18 protein-coding genes are annotated in these 17,009 nt (G+C 62.2%); 7 read left to right on the forward strand and 11 right to left on the reverse strand.

All coding sequences use genetic code 11. From position 1 onward, the window contains the following. Positions 1-32 precede the first annotated feature (32 nt). Together V8J81_RS03185 and V8J81_RS03190 are read right to left on the reverse strand one after the other, a co-directional pair. On the reverse strand, positions 33-1,271 hold the full coding sequence (locus tag V8J81_RS03185; RefSeq protein ID WP_368474302.1) for an aspartate kinase: 1,239 nt from the start codon (positions 1,269-1,271) through the stop codon (positions 33-35). A gap of 67 nt (positions 1,272-1,338) precedes the next feature. Beyond that, the gene (locus tag V8J81_RS03190) at positions 1,339-1,980 is read right to left on the reverse strand and encodes an SDR family NAD(P)-dependent oxidoreductase (protein ID WP_368474303.1); all 642 of its coding nucleotides are present in this window, start codon (positions 1,978-1,980) and stop codon (positions 1,339-1,341) included. 96 nt (positions 1,981-2,076) lie between these two features. Between V8J81_RS03190 and V8J81_RS03195 the strand changes: the two genes are divergently transcribed. Next, entirely contained in the window at positions 2,077-3,084 is a 1,008-nt protein-coding gene (locus V8J81_RS03195) for a glycoside hydrolase 5 family protein (protein WP_368474304.1), read from the forward strand. A 69-nt stretch (positions 3,085-3,153) separates the two neighbouring features. Here the strand turns inward: V8J81_RS03195 and V8J81_RS03200 are convergent, their stop codons facing one another. Beyond that, positions 3,154-3,516: a hypothetical protein gene (locus tag V8J81_RS03200; protein ID WP_368474305.1), complete on the reverse strand. Its 363-nt coding sequence runs from the start codon at positions 3,514-3,516 to the stop codon at positions 3,154-3,156. A 223-nt stretch (positions 3,517-3,739) separates the two neighbouring features. On the opposite strand from V8J81_RS03200, the gene V8J81_RS03205 reads away from it, so the two are divergent. Then, complete coding sequence (locus tag V8J81_RS03205; protein WP_368474306.1) at positions 3,740-4,711, forward strand: threonine dehydratase; 972 nt, start codon at positions 3,740-3,742, stop codon at positions 4,709-4,711. Here the strand turns inward: V8J81_RS03205 and V8J81_RS03210 are convergent. From V8J81_RS03210 to glmU, 5 genes are read right to left on the reverse strand one after another with little or no spacing between them, the layout of a single operon-like run. After that, positions 4,708-5,439, reverse strand: coding sequence for a DNA alkylation repair protein (locus V8J81_RS03210; RefSeq protein WP_368474307.1), 732 nt, complete (start codon positions 5,437-5,439; stop codon positions 4,708-4,710). The two genes, V8J81_RS03205 and V8J81_RS03210, sit on opposite strands and share 4 nt — an antisense overlap. Then, complete coding sequence (locus V8J81_RS03215) at positions 5,388-5,984, reverse strand: GNAT family N-acetyltransferase (RefSeq protein ID WP_368474308.1); 597 nt, start codon at positions 5,982-5,984, stop codon at positions 5,388-5,390. The genes V8J81_RS03210 and V8J81_RS03215 overlap by 52 nt, the downstream gene beginning before the upstream one ends. Further along, the gene (locus V8J81_RS03220) at positions 5,981-6,523 is read right to left on the reverse strand and encodes a pyridoxamine 5'-phosphate oxidase family protein (RefSeq protein WP_368474309.1); all 543 of its coding nucleotides are present in this window, start codon (positions 6,521-6,523) and stop codon (positions 5,981-5,983) included. Before V8J81_RS03220 ends, V8J81_RS03215 begins: the two co-directional genes overlap by 4 nt. A gap of 23 nt (positions 6,524-6,546) precedes the next feature. Then, positions 6,547-8,355 carry a glutamine--fructose-6-phosphate transaminase (isomerizing) gene (gene glmS / locus V8J81_RS03225; RefSeq protein WP_368474310.1) on the reverse strand — a complete coding sequence of 603 codons (1,809 nt, stop codon included), beginning with the start codon at positions 8,353-8,355 and terminating at the stop codon, positions 6,547-6,549. A 3-nt stretch (positions 8,356-8,358) separates the two neighbouring features. After that, positions 8,359-9,717, reverse strand: coding sequence for a bifunctional UDP-N-acetylglucosamine diphosphorylase/glucosamine-1-phosphate N-acetyltransferase GlmU (gene glmU / locus V8J81_RS03230; RefSeq protein WP_368474311.1), 1,359 nt, complete (start codon positions 9,715-9,717; stop codon positions 8,359-8,361). Between the two features lie 125 nt (positions 9,718-9,842). Between glmU and V8J81_RS03235 the strand changes: the two genes are divergently transcribed. Together V8J81_RS03235 and V8J81_RS03240 are read left to right on the forward strand one after the other, a co-directional pair. After that, positions 9,843-10,508: an HAD-IA family hydrolase gene (locus V8J81_RS03235; RefSeq protein ID WP_368474312.1), complete on the forward strand. Its 666-nt coding sequence runs from the start codon at positions 9,843-9,845 to the stop codon at positions 10,506-10,508. A 32-nt stretch (positions 10,509-10,540) separates the two neighbouring features. Continuing rightward, positions 10,541-11,749: a DegT/DnrJ/EryC1/StrS family aminotransferase gene (locus V8J81_RS03240; RefSeq protein WP_368474313.1), complete on the forward strand. Its 1,209-nt coding sequence runs from the start codon at positions 10,541-10,543 to the stop codon at positions 11,747-11,749. A gap of 63 nt (positions 11,750-11,812) precedes the next feature. Here the strand turns inward: V8J81_RS03240 and V8J81_RS03245 are convergent, their stop codons facing one another. Beyond that, positions 11,813-12,397, reverse strand: coding sequence for an outer membrane protein (locus V8J81_RS03245; RefSeq protein ID WP_368474314.1), 585 nt, complete (start codon positions 12,395-12,397; stop codon positions 11,813-11,815). A 179-nt stretch (positions 12,398-12,576) separates the two neighbouring features. Between V8J81_RS03245 and V8J81_RS03250 the strand changes: the two genes are divergently transcribed. Continuing rightward, positions 12,577-12,996 carry an invasion associated locus B family protein gene (locus V8J81_RS03250; RefSeq protein ID WP_368474315.1) on the forward strand — a complete coding sequence of 140 codons (420 nt, stop codon included), beginning with the start codon at positions 12,577-12,579 and terminating at the stop codon, positions 12,994-12,996. Here the strand turns inward: V8J81_RS03250 and pyrG are convergent. Further along, positions 12,993-14,636, reverse strand: coding sequence for a CTP synthase (gene pyrG, locus V8J81_RS03255; RefSeq protein ID WP_368474316.1), 1,644 nt, complete (start codon positions 14,634-14,636; stop codon positions 12,993-12,995). The genes V8J81_RS03250 and pyrG overlap by 4 nt on opposite strands. Before the next feature lie 179 nt (positions 14,637-14,815). Then, on the reverse strand, positions 14,816-15,184 hold the full coding sequence (gene secG, locus V8J81_RS03260; protein WP_368474317.1) for a preprotein translocase subunit SecG: 369 nt from the start codon (positions 15,182-15,184) through the stop codon (positions 14,816-14,818). Between the two features lie 271 nt (positions 15,185-15,455). Here secG and V8J81_RS03265 point away from each other — a divergent pair, with 271 nt between their 5' ends. Both V8J81_RS03265 and V8J81_RS03270 read left to right on the forward strand, forming a co-directional pair. Next, entirely contained in the window at positions 15,456-16,751 is a 1,296-nt protein-coding gene (locus tag V8J81_RS03265; protein ID WP_368474318.1) for an adenylosuccinate synthase, read from the forward strand. A 12-nt stretch (positions 16,752-16,763) separates the two neighbouring features. Continuing rightward, a complete protein-coding gene (locus tag V8J81_RS03270) occupies positions 16,764-16,991 on the forward strand; it encodes a DUF2842 domain-containing protein (protein ID WP_368474319.1) in 228 nt (75 codons plus the stop codon). Positions 16,992-17,009 lie beyond the last annotated feature (18 nt).

Here is a 17,009-nt window from a genome sequence, read left to right on the forward strand (position 1 = left end):
AGCGACACGATTATCCGACCGCAAACCGCCGATTAGGCCGCTTTCTCCAACCCAAATGCATCATGGAGCGCCTGCACCGCCAGCTCCATGTATTTGCGGTCGATCAGGACGGAGACCTTGATCTCGGACGTCGTGATCACCTTGATGTTCACACCCTCGTCCCGCAGCGTCTGGAACATCTTCGCCGCCACACCAGCATGCGACCGCATCCCGATGCCCACGATCGACACCTTCGCCACGTCTGTGTCAGCCACCAGCCCGGCAAACCCGATGTCACCCGCCGCCTTTGCATCCGCCATCGCCTTCTCGGCGCGCGCCACTTCGCCTACGGGGCAGGAGAACGTCATATCCGTCATCCCCCCGTCCGAGATGTTCTGAACGATCATGTCCACGTTCACGCCTGCCTCGGCCAAAGGCCCGAAGATCGCAGCGGCGATGCCCGGCCGGTCTTCGACCGACTGCAACGTCATCTTCGCCTCTTCGCGGGAATAGGCCACACCGGCCACGACATTGGATTCCATGATATCCTCCTCCGCGCACACGAGCGTGCCCGCATTGTCACTCATTTCCTCGAACGAGGACAGCACCCGCAGGCGCACATTATATCGCATCGCCAATTCGACGGATCGCGTCTGAAGGACCTTCGCCCCGAGCGAGGCCAGCTCCAGCATCTCCTCGAACGAGATTTTCTCCAGCTTCCGCGCCTTCGACGTGATCCGCGGGTCGGTCGTGTAGACGCCATCGACGTCCGTATAGATGTCACACCGCTCCGCTCCGAACGCTGCCGCGAATGCCACTGCTGTGGTGTCCGACCCGCCGCGCCCCAGTGTGGTGATCCGCCCCTCGGGCGAAATCCCCTGGAAACCGGCGACGACCGCGACCCGCATGCCTTCTTCGAACTTCCCGTTGATATTCTCGGTCGGGATCTCCTCGATCCGCGCGCTGGCGTGGGCCGAGGTCGTCAGAAGCGGCACTTGCCAGCCCTGCCAGGACCGCGCGGGCACGTCCATCTCCTGCAAGGTCAGCGCCATCAGGCCCGCCGTCACGTTTTCTCCGCTCGATACCACGGCGTCATATTCGCGCGCATCGTAGAAAGACCCCGTCTCTTCGACGAAGCCCACCAGCTTGTTGGTCTCCCCGCTCATGGCAGAGACAATGACGATCACGTCATAGCCATTGGCCACTTCGCGCCCCACGCGCTTGGCGGCGCGGCGAATGCGGTCCAGCGTGGCGACAGAAGTGCCGCCGAATTTCATCACAAGCGTGGGCATATCTCGGGTCCCGTTAAGCGTTGGGCCGCGTCTTACGCAGCAGGGCAGGGGGAGGCAAGGCCCCGCCCTAGATGGCGTGCGGCCGCCCGTCCCAATTCTCGAAGCAGCCGGTGTTCTCCAGCCCCAGCGCTGCAAACCGCGCGCTCAGGCCTGCAACGCTCTCGTCCACCGTAATCCCGGCCTCCGCGCCGCCCATATCCGTCTGAACCCAACCCGGGTGATAGATGCCCACAGCGATCCCCTCGGGCTTCAGCGCATTCGACAGGTTGATCCCCAGATTCAACGCCGCGGCCTTCGACGTGCGGTAGATCAGCGAATTGCCCGGTGCCTTGGTGCTTGACCCCATCTGGCTGGAGATGATGGCGATCTTCGCCCCCTCCGCTGCCCGCAAATGCGGCAGCATCACCTGCACCGTCAGGAACACACCGGTCACGTTCGCCGCGAAGGTCTTGGCCCACAGCTCCGGCGCGTAACCGCCCTCCAGATCCTCGCACTTGTCCAGATACACGCCCGCATTGCACACCAGCAGATCGACCGGCTCGCTCACCGCCCCAGCAAGCGCCCGAACGGACTCCGCATCCGTCACATCCAGCGCCACCCCAGTCGACCCATCCCGCGACGTCGCCGTCACCGTATGTCCTGCCGCGCGATACTGCTCGGCCAGCCCCAGCCCAATGCCACGATTGCCGCCGGTGATGAGGATATGCATGGAGAACGATCCTTTATTGGTGCGCATCGGAGGTAGCCTTGTGCGGCGCACCCGGCAAGCCTTGCCCCCGGCCTTACCATCCGACAACGTCGCGCAATGCGCTGTCTCCTCGCCCTTCTCCTCCTGCTCGCCACTCCGCTACGCGCCGATCCTATCATCGGAATTGCTTTCCCGCCCGTCTCCACGCCAGAACACCGCGCCTTCACAACCGCCGCGCTCGCCGACCTGAATGTCCAACACATCCGCATTGCCGAGGCCTGGTCGCGCCGCCCTCTCAATCCAACGCCGGAGGATTTTGCCCCCCTCGCGCGCCGCATCGCCGATCTTCGCGCTGCCGGGCTTTCCGTCCTACTCACGGTCGAACTCTCCGCCCCCGCTGCCGCCTGCGGCGAAACAAACGAACATGCCTGCGTCATCCGAGACGATGCTCCGTTCGAGGCCTACGTGAGCACGCTCCTGCAAACCGTGGGCGATGATCTCGACGCCATTCAGATCGGCAATGAATGGGATTTTCGCTTCCCCGGCTCTACCCGCGAGTTCCTTGCCCTGCACGCCCGCGCCGCCGCCGTTATCCGCGCCGAGCGCCCCGACCTCACTCTCGTCTTGGGCGGTGTCACAGGCCGCGCGGGCCTCTCCCACGCGCTGTGCTTCGAGGGCGACCCCCACGGCGTCCCCGGCCTGCGTGACGAGGAAGCCCGCCAGTATTTCTGCAACCGCGGCATGGCCTTCAATGAGGCCGCCCAAGCCGCCGTTTCCGCCGCGTTGGCCATTGCCGATTACGATGTCGTCGACATCCACCTCTACGACGCGCCCGGCCTCTGGGCCGGTGCCGTGGCGTGGATGCAGGCCCACACCAACCGCCCCGTCTGGGTCACCGAATTCGGTGGGCCTTGGCCGTGGAATGAACCCTCAGACCCCGCCTATCAGGCCGAACGCCTTGCTGTGTATCTCGACACAATCGCCGCACTGCCCATCGACCGCGCCTATTACTTCAAGCTGAACGACGACCCCGGCAGCTACCACGCGCTCTCGGGCCTTTACGATGTGGAGGGCCAGCCGAAACCGGCACTGTCGGTCTTCGCGGAGTGGATGGCGGCGCGGTAGAAGACGCACAGCAAGGAAGGTGCTCCCGTCCTTCTCGGTCCTACAAGCGCTCTGTAAGGCAGGACGAAGTTACCGTTGAAACAGTCGTGCGGCTACCACAGCCATTCCCAGCAAACTCCCGGCGATTAGGGCAGAAATGGTTACCGAAAGCGACCCCACACAACCACCTAAGACACCGAGGTAAAGGTCATCATCTAGTTCGTACATCGCTACCCAGTTTGCGAGCAGAGCAAGGGAGCACAATGTCATGATGGCCCCGGCGAAGGCATTTCTTTTCCACAAAAATAAAGCACATACTGCTATCCAGACGTAGCCTAGCGGCGTGTTCAGCAGAATGAGAAACTCGAGAAACGAAGATGCCACTCCGTCTTCTGGCATCCAATTCGGACGCACACGATTGCAGTCTTCCAAGTAGTATAAGTCGATGCTCATTCGTGTTGTCCGGGCAAGGGCCTCCCAAATTAGCAATATTGCCGCAGCCTACTAGGCGCTCCAAGAAGCCATTCGCCGCAACTGCGCCATCGAGCGCTACAATTGAACCTTTGAAATCCTTAACGAAAACTGGAAAGCAATATAATTTCAGAGGCTTAACCCGTGGTTGCAACCTTGCAACCTCTACCTTGCGCGCCCTGCATGCTCCCCGTAGCTTTCCCCCATGCACTTCACCGCCGAAGACCTCCGCCAAGCCGCCCAACTGGTCTACACCCAGATGGCCCCCACCCCCCAATATGCCTGGCCGCAACTGGCCGAGCGGACGGGTTGCGAGGTCTGGGTCAAGCACGAGAACCACACCGCCACCGGCGCCTTCAAGCTACGCGGGGCGATCACCTTCATGGATTGGCTGACCCGCACCCACCCCGATTGCCCCGGCATCTGCACCGCCACCCGCGGCAACCACGGGCAGGGACAGGCCCGCGCCGCTGTTGCCGCGGGCCTCACCGCCAAGGTTTACGTCCCGCGTGGCAATTCCATTGAGAAGAACGAGGCCATGCGCGCCTTCGGGGCAGAGCTGATCGAGTTCGGCGATGACTTCGACGAGTCGCGCGCCGAGGCGATCCGCGTGGCCGAGGCCGAGGGCCTGTTTCTGGTCCCACCCTTTCACGAAGAGCTCGTCCGTGGCGTCGCCACCTACGCGTTTGAGCTGCTGACAGCCGTCCCCGACCTCGATGCGATCTACGTCCCCATCGGCTGCGGCTCCGGCATCTGCGGCACGATCCTCGCCCGCGACGCGCTGGGGCTGTCAACGAAGGTGGTCGGAGTCGTCAGCGAAAACGCCCAGACCGCCAAGCTGTCTGTGGAGGCTGGTGAGCAAATCGAAACGGACAGCGCCAAAACCTTCGCCGACGGCATGGCCGTGCGCATGCCGGTGCAGGACGCTCTCGACATCTACGGCCCGGGCGCGGAGCGGATCATCACCGTCTCCGACGACGAAGTAGCCGAGGCCATCCGCATCTACTACCGCGACATCCACAATCTGGCAGAAGGGGCAGGGGCCGCACCGCTTGCGGGCCTGATGCAAGAGAGGGCGCAGATGCGTGGCAAGAAGGTCGGCGTGATCCTGTGTGGCGGCAATATCGACACCGATTGGTTCCTGACGGTAATGTCCGGCGGCGTACCGCAGGCTTAGCGCAGATAGCGCGACGCCTCTTTCCGTGCGAAGGGCTTCAACCGTTCGCCATGGGCGTCCAGCCACCCGCGCACCGCCTCCGCATCCCGCTTGGACAGATCGCGCAGCCACCAGCCAATGGCCTTCTGGATGAACCATTCATGGTCGTCGGCCAGCCGCTCTGCCCACTCAAAGACCCGCGCCCTCGCCGCCCGTTCCACCGCCGACGGGTGCCGCGCTTTGCAGAAGGGGAGGGCGAACACAAACGCCGCGCGGCGGGTCCAAAGATGCTCGGACCGCGTCCACTCCACCAGCACGTCCATCCGCTCCGGCACTTGCGCGACGCGTTTCTGCCCACCTTGGGCCACGGCGTCTGCAATCGCCCAGGAATCGAACGCTGGCACGACGCTTTCGATCCAGCCCCACGCGAGTGCATCATCGGGCCGCATCCGCGCCTGCACGAACAGCTTGCCGGCCGCCACGCGCGCCTCGAAAACATCGCTGTCCCAAAGACCCCGCGCCAATTCCACCAGCGCCGCCTGATCCGCCGCCGCCTTGCGCCACTCAGTCGCCAAGGCCCCCGTCACCGCATTCGACAGGCCCAGATATTCGCGATCCGCCTTGTGATAGGCCGCCATCTCCGCCGCCCGGGCCGGATCTCCCTGCGCACGCAAAGCGGCCAGAGCATCCTCAGCCCTCATCGTGGCTTCTCGATCTGCCAATCCAGATGCACCCGCACCGTCGGCCATTCGTCCTTGATGATCGAATAACAGGCCGTGTCGCGCATGGTCCCATCTGCCATCCGCATATGAGCGCGCAGGATACCGTCGAACTGCGCCCCGAGCCGTTCGATCGCGCGGCGCGATTGCAGGTTCAGGCGGTGGGTGCGGAATTCGACCGCCTCACACCCCCAGACCTCAAACGCATGGCCGAGAAGCAACCGCTTGGCCTCCGTATTCAGTGGCCCGCGCTGCGCAGTTGGCCCGATCCATGTTGAGCCGATCTCAACCCGGGGCAGGGAGTGGTCGATGTGCATATAGGTCGTCATGCCCACCGGCGTGCCCGTCGCATCGACCTGCGTGAACGGGATCATCTCGCCTGCTTCACGCAGGGCAATCCGGCGGTCGATCTCCGCCGCCATGCCCGCGGCATCGGGGACAGTCGTGTACCAAAGCCGGTGCAATTGCCCGGCCTCGGACGCGGTCGCCAACGCTTCACAATGATCCTGACTGAGTGGCACAAGCGAGACATGCTGCCCGCGCAGTTCCAGATCGACGGGTCCAATTACGCTCATACCGGGATACCCGTCGGCAGCCCGTCGATGGTTTCGACATTGTCGCGCGCCCAGGTTGCGCGAATCTCATCATCGCTTTTGGCGTCGGCCCATTGCTGCATCGTCGGCCGCTCGCCTGCATAGTCCATGAACGGCACGGCATAGCCGCAAGAAGTCTGCACCAGATCAAGCGTCACATCGAAAATCTGTCGGGCAGAGCGGTGTGCAGGGAAACCCTCGGCCAACGCATCCCAATCCGCGTCATCGCGGTGCACCGTCCGCGCGCTTCCATAACAGCGCATGATGAGCGGGCGTTTCGTGAAGGAACACCACATCAGCGTCATCCGGTTGATCCGCTGCAAATGCCCCGCAGTCTCGTTGCCCGACCCGCTGAGGTTCACCCACAAAATGCGGTTTGGCCCCATTACACGCAGGCTATCCATCCCCTTTGGCGAGACATTCACGCGGCCCTCATCGGCGGCCGTGCCCACGAAGAACATATGCTGGTCTTCAATGAATTTGACGTGGTCGTCCGTCAGTTCCGGGAATTGCTTGGCCATGGAAGCCTCCGTTTTTCGGCACGCTACTCCACAGTCACCGACTTCGCCAGATTGCGCGGCTGGTCCACATCCGTGCCCTTGTGCAGCGCCGTATGGTAGGCGATCAGCTGCGCCGGAATGGCGTAGAGCATCGGAGCCAGAACCGGATCGACACGCGGCATGACAAGAGTGGCCCATGTGCCGTCGCCTGCTTCCGCCGCGCCTTCGGCATCGGTTATCAACCAGACCCGCCCATCGCGCGCCATGACCTCCTGCATGTTCGACACGGTCTTGTCGAAGAGCGGATCGGTCGGGGCCAACACGATCACCGGAACGGTCTTGTCGATCAGGGCAATCGGCCCGTGCTTCAGCTCCCCACTGGCATACCCTTCAGCATGGATGTAGCTTATTTCCTTGAGTTTCAGCGCCCCTTCCATAGCCAGCGGGAACATCGGACCCCGCCCGAGGAACAGGACAGATCGCGCCTCGGCCAGCTTGGCAGTGCGCTTCACGATCTTCTCTTCCAGCGCCAGCGCCTGATTGATCAGGCCCGGCATCCCGCGCAGCGTGGTGAGCAATTCACGCTCCCGCTCCGCATCGATCCGGCGCCTCTGTCGCGCCGCCATGATCGCCAGATGCGCCAACACACCCAACTGGTTCATAAACGCCTTGGTAGAGGCCACGCCGACCTCAACCCCCGCAAGGATCGGCACGATTACGTCCGATTCCCGCGCGATGGAGCTTTCCGGCACGTTCACCACGGCCACGACTTTTGCGGCCTTCTCCTGCACGTAACGAAGGGCCGCCAAGGTATCGGCGGTCTCGCCGGACTGGCTGACGAAGATCGCGGTCGAGGCGGGCGAAACCGGCCCTTCGCGGTAACGGTATTCGGAGGCGATATCGACATCGCAGGGCAGGCCCCCGATCTGCTCGAACCAGTACTTCGCCACTGCGCAGGCGTAATGCGCCGTGCCGCAGGCCACCATCGTCACGCGGTCGGTTTCCGTGAAATCTAGGCCCTCAGGCAGCGTCACCTGACCATCATCGGAATATTGGCTGAGGCAATCGGACAGCACCACGGGCTGTTCGAAAATCTCCTTCGCCATGAAGTGTTTATGCCCGCCCTTGTCCAGCGACGCCGCCTGCATCGGGATCGTGCGCATCTCGCGATTAGCGAGTCGGCCTTCGGCATCGCGGATTTCGACACCCGCGCGGGTCACGAAGGCATAATCGCCCTCTCCAAGATAGGTGATCTGGTCCGTCATTGGTCCAAGCGCGATCGCGTCGGAGCCCACGAACATCTCACCATCCCCGTGGCCGATGGCCAAGGGCGATCCTTTGCGCGCCGCGACGATCAGGTCTTCCTCGCCATGGAACAGAAACGCCAACGCATAGGCGCCCTCAAGATGCTTCAACGTCTCTGCCGCCGCATCGCGTGGGCTCATGCCCTGATCCATGAAATCCTCGCAAAGTTGCGCGACGGTTTCGGTATCGGTCTGGGTGACGAATTCGCGGTGGCTCAGCCGGTCGCGCAATTCGCGGTAGTTTTCGATGATCCCGTTGTGCACCACCGCCACGCGCCCCGCCTTATGCGGATGCGCGTTCGTTACTGATGGGGCACCGTGCGTCGCCCAACGTGTATGGCCGATGCCGGATTTGCCGGGCAGGGGATCATGGACCAAAGCGTCCGACAGGTTCACCAACTTGCCCACGGCGCGGCGGCGATCCAGCACGCCATTCTGCACCGTCGCAATCCCCGCACTGTCATAGCCGCGATATTCCAGCCGTTTCAGGGCTTCAACGAGGATGGGCGCAACCTCATGGTTGCCCAGAACACCTACGATCCCACACATACTCTAGCCCCTCTTGGCCTTGATCGCGCGCAGGCGATCCATCAGTTTCACGGCAAGCCCCGGCTTGTTCACCTGTTTCGCCCGCCCCAGCGCCAGCGCGCCGTCCGGCACATCCTCGGTCACGACCGAGCCACTGGCCGTCATCGCCTTCGCGCCGATTTTCACGGGCGCGACCAGCATCGAATCCGAGCCGATGAAGGCGTCTTCGCCAATCTCCGTCCGGTGCTTCATCACGCCGTCATAGTTGCAAGTGACTGTTCCCGCACCGATATTTGCCCGCGCGCCGACGCTGGCATCGCCCACATAAGACAGGTGGTTCACCATCGCGCCTTCGCCGATCTCAGCCGTTTTCACTTCAACGAAGTTCCCGATCTTGGCGTTATTCCCGACCTCGGTCCCGGGCCGTAACCGGGCGTAGGGTCCGACAATCGCGCCCGCGCTCACGTGACAGCCCTCCAGATGGCTGAACGCCCGGATGCGCGCACCGGATTCCACGGTCACATCCGCGCCGAAATAGACATTCGGCTCAATATCCGCATCGCGGCCCACATAGGTATCAAGCGCGAAAAAGACGGTATCAGGGGCCTGCATTGTGACGCCGTTTTCCAGCATCTCCGCCCGGCGCAGCGCCTGAAAATTCGCCTCCGCCTGCGCCAGTTCCGTGCGGGAGTTGATGCCGAGCGTTTCCATCTCGTCACAGACAACCACAGTCGCGGATTTACCATCGGCCGAAGCAATCTCCGGCACATCCGTCAGGTAGTATTCCCCATTTGCATTGTCGTTCCCGACCTTGCGCAGCGTGTCCATCAGCACGCCCGCATCGGCGCACAGAAGCCCGGAATTACAAAGGCTTATCTTGCGAATATCGTCGGAGGCATCCTTATGCTCCACGATCCGCATCAGCCGGTCGCCGTCCATCACCAAGCGCCCGTAGCCGGTCGGGTCAGCCGCCTCGAACCCCAGCATCACAATGTCATGGCTCGCCCGCGCCGCGCGCATCGAGTCGAGCGTCTCGGGCCGGATGAACGGCGTGTCGGCGTAAAGCACCACCGCGTCGCCCTCGAACCCCTCCAACGCATCCGCTGCCTGCAAAACCGCGTGGCCCGTCCCAAGCTGTTCCGCCTGCCGCACGGCCACGGCCTCCGGCACGATATCCTCCAGCGCGGCTTCGACCTGATCCGCGCCGTGTCCTGTCACCACGATGATCCGGGAAGGCTCCAAAGGAGCGGCAGAGGCCAGCGCATGGGCCAGCAATGGCGCGCAGCCTAAAGGGTGCAACGGCTTGGGCAGATCGGACATCATCCGCGTGCCCGCGCCAGCGGCCAGCACCACCAACGCCAATGGTTTTGAATTCGCCTGCATGTAACGCCTTTCCTTCGCGTTTTGTGCCTATTAACCAACGGGTGCGGCGTGGCAAAGCCCCGAGCCGTTCAATTTGGCCGTCACGTTGTAACAGCGTTGGGCGGAAACTTGCCGAAAGGGGCATCATGCGCACGATTGTTTTCGATCTGGACGGCACGCTTGCGGACACGGCGGGCGATCTTCTGGCCGCCGCAAATGCCGCGCTGATCCGACTGGGTCACCCGCCGCAACTTGTGATGGGTCAGGACGATGCGACCGCGTTTGCGGGCGGGCGCGCGATGCTGCGTTTGGCGGCAGAGCGTCTTGGCATCGAAGATCGTGAGGGCCTGGCCGATGCGGGCTATCTGGCGCTGCTCGATGCCTATGGCAATGACATCGACACTCACACGACGCTCTATCCGGGTACAGTCGCGGCTGTCGATCGCCAGCGCGCTGCGGGCCATGCAACGGGCATTTGCACCAACAAACCCGAAGGGTTGGCCGTAACTCTAATCGACCGCCTCAAGCTGACGGACCGTTTCCCGGTTCTGATCGGGGCCGACACTTTGCCCACCCGCAAGCCGGACCCGACCCCGTTATTTGAGACCATCAAACGCCTTGGCGGCACGCCCGACAACGCCGTCCTGATCGGCGACACGATCACCGACCGCAAAACCGCCGCCGCCGCTAGCATTCCGTGCGTTCTGGTCACATTCGGCCCCACAGGCCGCGCCGTGGCCGACCTCCAGCCCGAGGCGCTTTTGGACCATTACGACCAATTGGACGCAGTGCTCGACCAACTCCTCGGTTGACCTGTGCCGCCCGGCGCATGATCTTCCGGCCCATGAGCAAACAGATTTTCACTGGGAACTTTACCCAGCAGGAACCCATCCCCGAAGCCGCTATCGCTGCCGCCGTCGACGTCATGCGCTCGGGCCGGCTGCACCGTTACAACACCGCCCCCGGTGAGGCTGGCGAAACCGCTCAATTGGAGCGGGAGTTCGCGGATTACACGGGCGCGAAATACTGCCTCGCCGTGGCCTCGGGTGGCTATGCCATGGGCGCGGCCTTGCGCGCGTTGGGCGTTCAACCTGGCGACAAAGTGTTGACCAACGGTTTCACTCTGGCCCCCGTTCCCGGTGCGATTGCGTCGGTGAATGCCGAGCCGGTCTTTGTCGAAGTGACCGACAGCCTTGTTATCGACCTCGATGACCTTTCGGCCAAGATCGCATCGTCCGGCTCCACGGTCTTGCTGCTCAGCCATATGCGCGGCCATCTGTGCGATATGGATCGCCTCATGGAAATCTGCGACGCGGCCGGCGTAAAAGTGATCGAGGATTGCGCCCACACGATGGGCGGGGCGTGGAACGGCGTGCCATCCGGGCGGCACGGGTTGGTCGGATGTTACTCCACGCAAACCTATAAACACATCAACTCCGGTGAGGGTGGATTGCTGATTTCCGACGATGAGGAGGTCATGGCAACAGCCGTGATGTTGTCGGGTTCCTACATGCTTTTCGGCAAGAACGGCGCTGCGCCCCCTGTGGATACGTTTGAAAATGTAAAGTACGTCACGCCGAATGTCTCTGGTCGCATGGACAATCTGCGCGCTGCCATCCTGCGCCCGCAGCTTGCCGACCTGCCCGCGCAGATCGCGCGGTGGAACGCGCTCTACCGTGCGGTGGAGGAAGGCGTACGCAACACGCCCGGCCTGCAAGTGATCGAGCGCCCGGACGCTGAAGACATCGTCGGTTCCTCCATCCAGGTGCTTTTGCCCAACGCATCGCCCGATGCTGTCCAAGCTGTTGTCGCAGGTTGCGGCGCGCGAGGTGTGGAGCTGAAATGGTTTGGCGCGGCGGAGCCCGTAGCCTTCACGTCTCGTTACGACAGCTGGCGTTATGCCCCCGCCCAGAGCCTGCCCAAAACAGATCGCATTCTTGCGGGCCTTTTGGACATGCGCCTACCGCTGACCTTCTCGGTTGAAGATGCCAAGTTGATTGCCGAGATCATCCGGGACGAAGTGATGTCTGCCCTGCCTCAGGCGGCGGAATAGGCAAGCCGAAACGAAAAAGGCGGCCCAACGAGGCCGCCAATCACGAAATCAGATGCGCAACGTTTAGAAGTGCAGCGCAACACCAAGGCCGACGGCATTAGCGTCGATCTGCTCACCGCCAACTGCGCCGGTAAGCGTGCCCGCGTCAGGCGTCATGTGGGTCGACGTGTAGTCCAGCCGGACAGAGACATTGTCCACCAACAGCATTTCCAAGCCGATACCGTAGACCAGCCCGTCTGCCGTTCCCTCGGTCGAAATGCCCGCTGCGGCACCGTATTCCACCGTCTGGTAGCCGAGCGTGCCGTAAACCAGTGCATTTCCAAGGGCATAGCCACCGCGCACACGTGCGTTCAGCATGCGATCAAATTCGAAATCCGGTCCGGCCAAGGTGGTCTGGAACGCGGCCGGGCCCGAAAAGCCAACCTCTGCACCGACGACGAAGTTGTCACCAATTGCGTAGTTGTAACCACCATAGGCACCAAACCCCGTGCCTTCTTGCAGCGGCGTTGCGATGTTGGAGTTGTCGAACTCAGGCGAGATGATGTTCGTCGCAAAACCTGCGTAAAAACCTGTCCACTGGCTCGCATCCTGTGCGGAGGCACCGGAAGCGGCGAGAGCGGCAGCAAGGGTCAAGGCGGTTAGGCGCATGGCATGTCCTTCGAAACTCAGTCGGACGATCATCCCCCGACGTCGTTAACATAGCCTTTCCAAAACGGACGGGAAAGGGCGGGAATTCAACAGTTTGACGAAACTGCACCATTTAGGTGACAGTATCGGCAGCTTCACGCTGATTTGATCGGAGACCTGTTTTGAAACGTCTTGTTTTCATGGCCTTTTTCGCCGTAGCCGCCACGCAACCTGCCCATGCCGAATGGCGCTACGATCCGTCCATGCCACCCGCGGGTGCAGCCTCTGGCGGAGGGGCGAATACGGTCATGGTCGTGTCGTGCGGAAACGGCGGAATACCGGCCTTTGAGCTGACCGCCTTCAACTGGCCGAATCCGCAGGAAGACTTCGTTCTGCAGATCGACGGCAACCCAGAAGACCTTTACTTCGCAGACTGCCAAGGTGCGCGCTGCATGTTGGACATGGACACGATGGCCCGTGCGCAATCGTTCATGGCGCAGCTGCGGTCAGGCTCGACGCTCAGCGTCGGCCTGTACCGTCGTGGATCGCTGGATACGATCCCGCTTACTGGATCCTCTGCGGCGCTTGACCAATTGGAAGCAGGCGGCTGCGAATTCTAAACAAGGCGGGAATTATCTTTCGCCGCACGAACGAAATCACGGAAAAGCGGGTGTGGGTCAAACGGCTTCGACTTCAGCTCGGGGTGGAATTGCACCCCGATGAACCACGGGTGATCCTTCACTTCGACAATCTCGGGAAGGCGGCCGTCCGGCGACATGCCCGAGAAGATCAGGCCCTTCTCTTCCAGCGCCTCACGGTACTTGATGTCGACTTCATAGCGGTGGCGGTGGCGTTCTTCGATGGACGTCCCGCCATAGGCTTCGGCCACTTTTGACCCGTCCGCCAGCACCGCGTCATAGGCCCCAAGCCGCATCGTGCCGCCCTTATCGTCGGTCACTTTGCGCTCAACCTTGTGGTTGCCCTGCACCCATTCCTTTAGGTGGTAAACCACGGGGGTGAAACGCTTTTTCCCGGCCTCATGGTCGAATTCCTCCGACCCGGCATCGCCCAGATCCGCCAGGTTCCGCGCGGCCTCGATCACCGCCATCTGCATCCCCAGACAGATGCCAAGATAGGGCACGCCGCGCGTGCGTGCGAACTCCGCCGCCTTGATCTTGCCCTCCGTCCCGCGCTCTCCGAACCCGCCGGGTACAAGGATCGCGTGGAAACCTTCCAGATGCGGGGCGGGGTCTTCGCGGTCGAACACTTCGGCATCGACCCATTCGACCTTCACTTTCACCCGGTTGGCCATACCACCATGGGTCAGCGCCTCGGCAATCGATTTATAGGCATCCTCAAGCTGCGTGTATTTGCCGACGATGGCGACCTTCACTTCCCCCTCGGGGTTGTTGATCCGGTCCGCCACGTCTTCCCAAACGCGCAGGTCTGGTTTGGGGGCAGGGCTGATGCCGAATGCATCCAGAACCGCCTGATCCAGCCCTTCGCGGTGATAGGCCAGCGGTGCCTCGTAGATCGACTTGAGGTCTTGCGCCGCGATCACGCTGTCCGGGCGCACGTTGCAGAACAAGGCGAGCTTTTCGCGCTCTTTCTCGGGGATTGGCCCCTCGGACCGGCACACCAGAATATCAGGGGCGAGGCCAATCGAACGAAGTTCCTTGACCGAGTGCTGCGTCGGCTTGGTCTTCAATTCGCCTGACGCGGCAATAAAGGGCAACAGCGTCAGGTGCATGAACACGCACTGCCCACGCGGGCGTTCCTGGCCGAATTGGCGGATCGCCTCGAAGAACGGAAGGCCCTCAATATCGCCCACGGTGCCGCCGATTTCGCACAGCATGAAATCGACCTCATCCTCACCAATTGCGATGAAGTCTTTGATTTCGTTGGTCACATGGGGGATCACCTGGATCGTTTTGCCCAGATAGTCACCGCGCCGCTCTTTCTCCAGCACATTGGTGTAGATCCGGCCTGACGAGACGGAGTCGGTCTTGCGCGCAGGCACACCCGTGAAACGTTCGTAATGCCCAAGGTCGAGGTCGGTTTCAGCGCCATCGTCGGTGACGAAAACCTCACCATGCTCAAACGGGCTCATCGTGCCGGGATCAACGTTCAGATAAGGGTCGAGCTTACGCAGCCGCACGGAAAAGCCCCGCGCCTGCAACAGTGCGCCGAGGGCGGCTGAGGCCAAACCCTTGCCGAGCGACGAAACAACGCCGCCGGTAATAAAGATAAATCGCGCCATGCCCGAAAGTCCCCCGTGCGGATGGTTACGCGCCCGGTTGGCGGCCCATCCATGTCTCTTTCCACGGGATTTGAGAATACTCGGATTCGCACCCGTTAGACAAGGCGGCAGGCCGCCAAAAATCCAAGATCATGTAGATAATGAAAAAAGCCACCCCAAATCGGGTGGCCTTCTCGGGCTTACTCGACGGGCGGAAGCGCCGGGCTGTCGCCGTCGATGGGCGGCAACATCGTCTCGACCGGTGGCAGAGAGCTGTCGCCCGCATCCCCTTCGGTGGCCGGGGGCAAGCCGCCCAGTTCGTCCAGCAGCGAAGAGTTGGAGGAATTCTGCGCGGCAATCACCGTCAACGTGATGGAGGTTGCAAGGAACGCCACAGCAAAGAACCACGTCAGCTTGCCAAGGGCCGTTGCTGCCTGGCGCCCGGTCATCACGCCGCCGCCGCCACCACCGCCCATTCCGAGACCGCCCCCTTCGGAGCGCTGCAACAGCACAACCCCGATCAGGCAGACCGCGAGGATCAAATGGATGACGAGGATGATGTTTTCCATGGTCGCGCTTTCTCTCAACCGGACGATGTTCCGATCCGCGCCTCACTTATGAGATGCGACAGGGGGCCGCAAGGGCCTCGCTGGTATCAGGTCCGTGATTCCCGTTCTGCGTGTGTGAGGATCGTTTCACATGAAGCGATCATTTTCAATTCTGCCACTCGATACGCAATTCCCTAACAATCGGTTAACCAACGCATGGCCAAGTTTCCGGTTCCCCCGCGTGGCCAGTGCCGCTATAGCGCCCCGGGGTTTTCACGATCCGGAGGATTTCATGGCCAACGTCGTGGTTGTCGGCGCCCAATGGGGTGACGAAGGCAAGGGTAAGATCGTTGATTGGTTGAGCGAACGCGCCGATGTGATCGCGCGATTCCAAGGTGGCCACAACGCGGGCCACACGCTTGTGATCGATGGAAAGGTCTACAAGTTGAATGCCTTGCCGTCCGGTGTCGTCCGGGGCGGAAAGCTTTCCGTCATCGGCAACGGCGTCGTTCTGGACCCTTGGCATCTGGTCGAGGAGATCCGCGCCATTCAGGAACAGGGTGTCGATATCAGCCCCGATGTTCTGATGATTGCCGAAAACACGCCGCTGATTCTTCCGATCCACGGAGAGCTCGACCGCGCCAGAGAGGAAGCGGCTTCCAAAGGTACCAAGATCGGCACAACCGGCCGCGGCATCGGCCCGGCCTATGAGGACAAGGTCGGTCGCCGTTCGGTCCGCGTTGCGGATCTGGCCGACCCCGCAACGCTTGAGGCTCGGGTGGACCGCGCTCTGCAACACCATGATCCGCTCCGCAAAGGTCTGGGCATTGAGCCGGTGGACCGCGATGCATTGCTGGCCAAACTGCAGGAGATTGCGCCGGAAATCCTACGCTATGCGGCCCCCGTCTGGAAGGTGCTGAACGAAAAGCGCCGCGCTGGCAAACGCATCCTGTTCGAAGGGGCTCAAGGCGCGCTTCTCGACATCGATTTCGGCACCTATCCTTTTGTGACCTCCTCGAACGTGATCGCCGGTCAGGCGGCAACCGGTGTGGGCATCGGCCCGGGTGCCATCGACTATGTGCTGGGTCTGGTGAAGGCCTACACAACCCGCGTGGGCGAGGGCCCTTTCCCGGCGGAACTGCATGACGCCGATGGCCAGCGCCTTGGCGAGCGCGGCCATGAATGGGGCACGACTACGGGCCGCAAGCGCCGGTGCGGATGGTTCGACGCCTGCCTTGTGCGCCAGACCTGCGTGACCTCGGGCGTCACGGGCATAGCCCTGACCAAGATCGACGTGCTCGACGGGTTTGAGACGTTGAAGATCTGCGTGGGTTACGAATTGGACGGCGAACAGCTCGACTATCTGCCGACCGCTGCCGATCAACAGGCCCGCTGCACGCCGATCTATGAGGAGATGCCGGGCTGGTCGGAATCGACCGAAGGCGCGCGATCTTGGGCGCAACTGCCGGGCAATGCGGTGAAATATGTGCGCCGGATCGAAGAGTTGATCCAATGCCCCGTGGCCCTACTTTCCACCTCGCCCGAACGTGACGACACGATCCTCGTGACCGATCCGTTCGCTGATTGAGGGGGCTGTCCCATGGCGCTCAGCTACAAGGCCCGCAAGCGCTGGTCGCTGTTCATTCTTCTGGTTGGGCTGCCCGTCTACATCGCGGCGGTCTGGTTCATTCTGAGCTTGCTGGAGGGGTGGAGCATCTGGGTGCAGATGGGCATCTGCCTTGCGTTCAGCATCGTCTGGGCCTTCCCGTTGAAGGCCGTCTTTCTGGGCGTTGGCAAAGCCGACCCGGACGCACCGCAAGACGAATGAAAAAGGGGCGCCGCAGCG

The sequence above is a fragment of the Gymnodinialimonas sp. 202GB13-11 genome, assembly GCF_040932485.1.
GTDB classification, from domain to species: Bacteria; Pseudomonadota; Alphaproteobacteria; order Rhodobacterales; family Rhodobacteraceae; genus Gymnodinialimonas; species Gymnodinialimonas hymeniacidonis.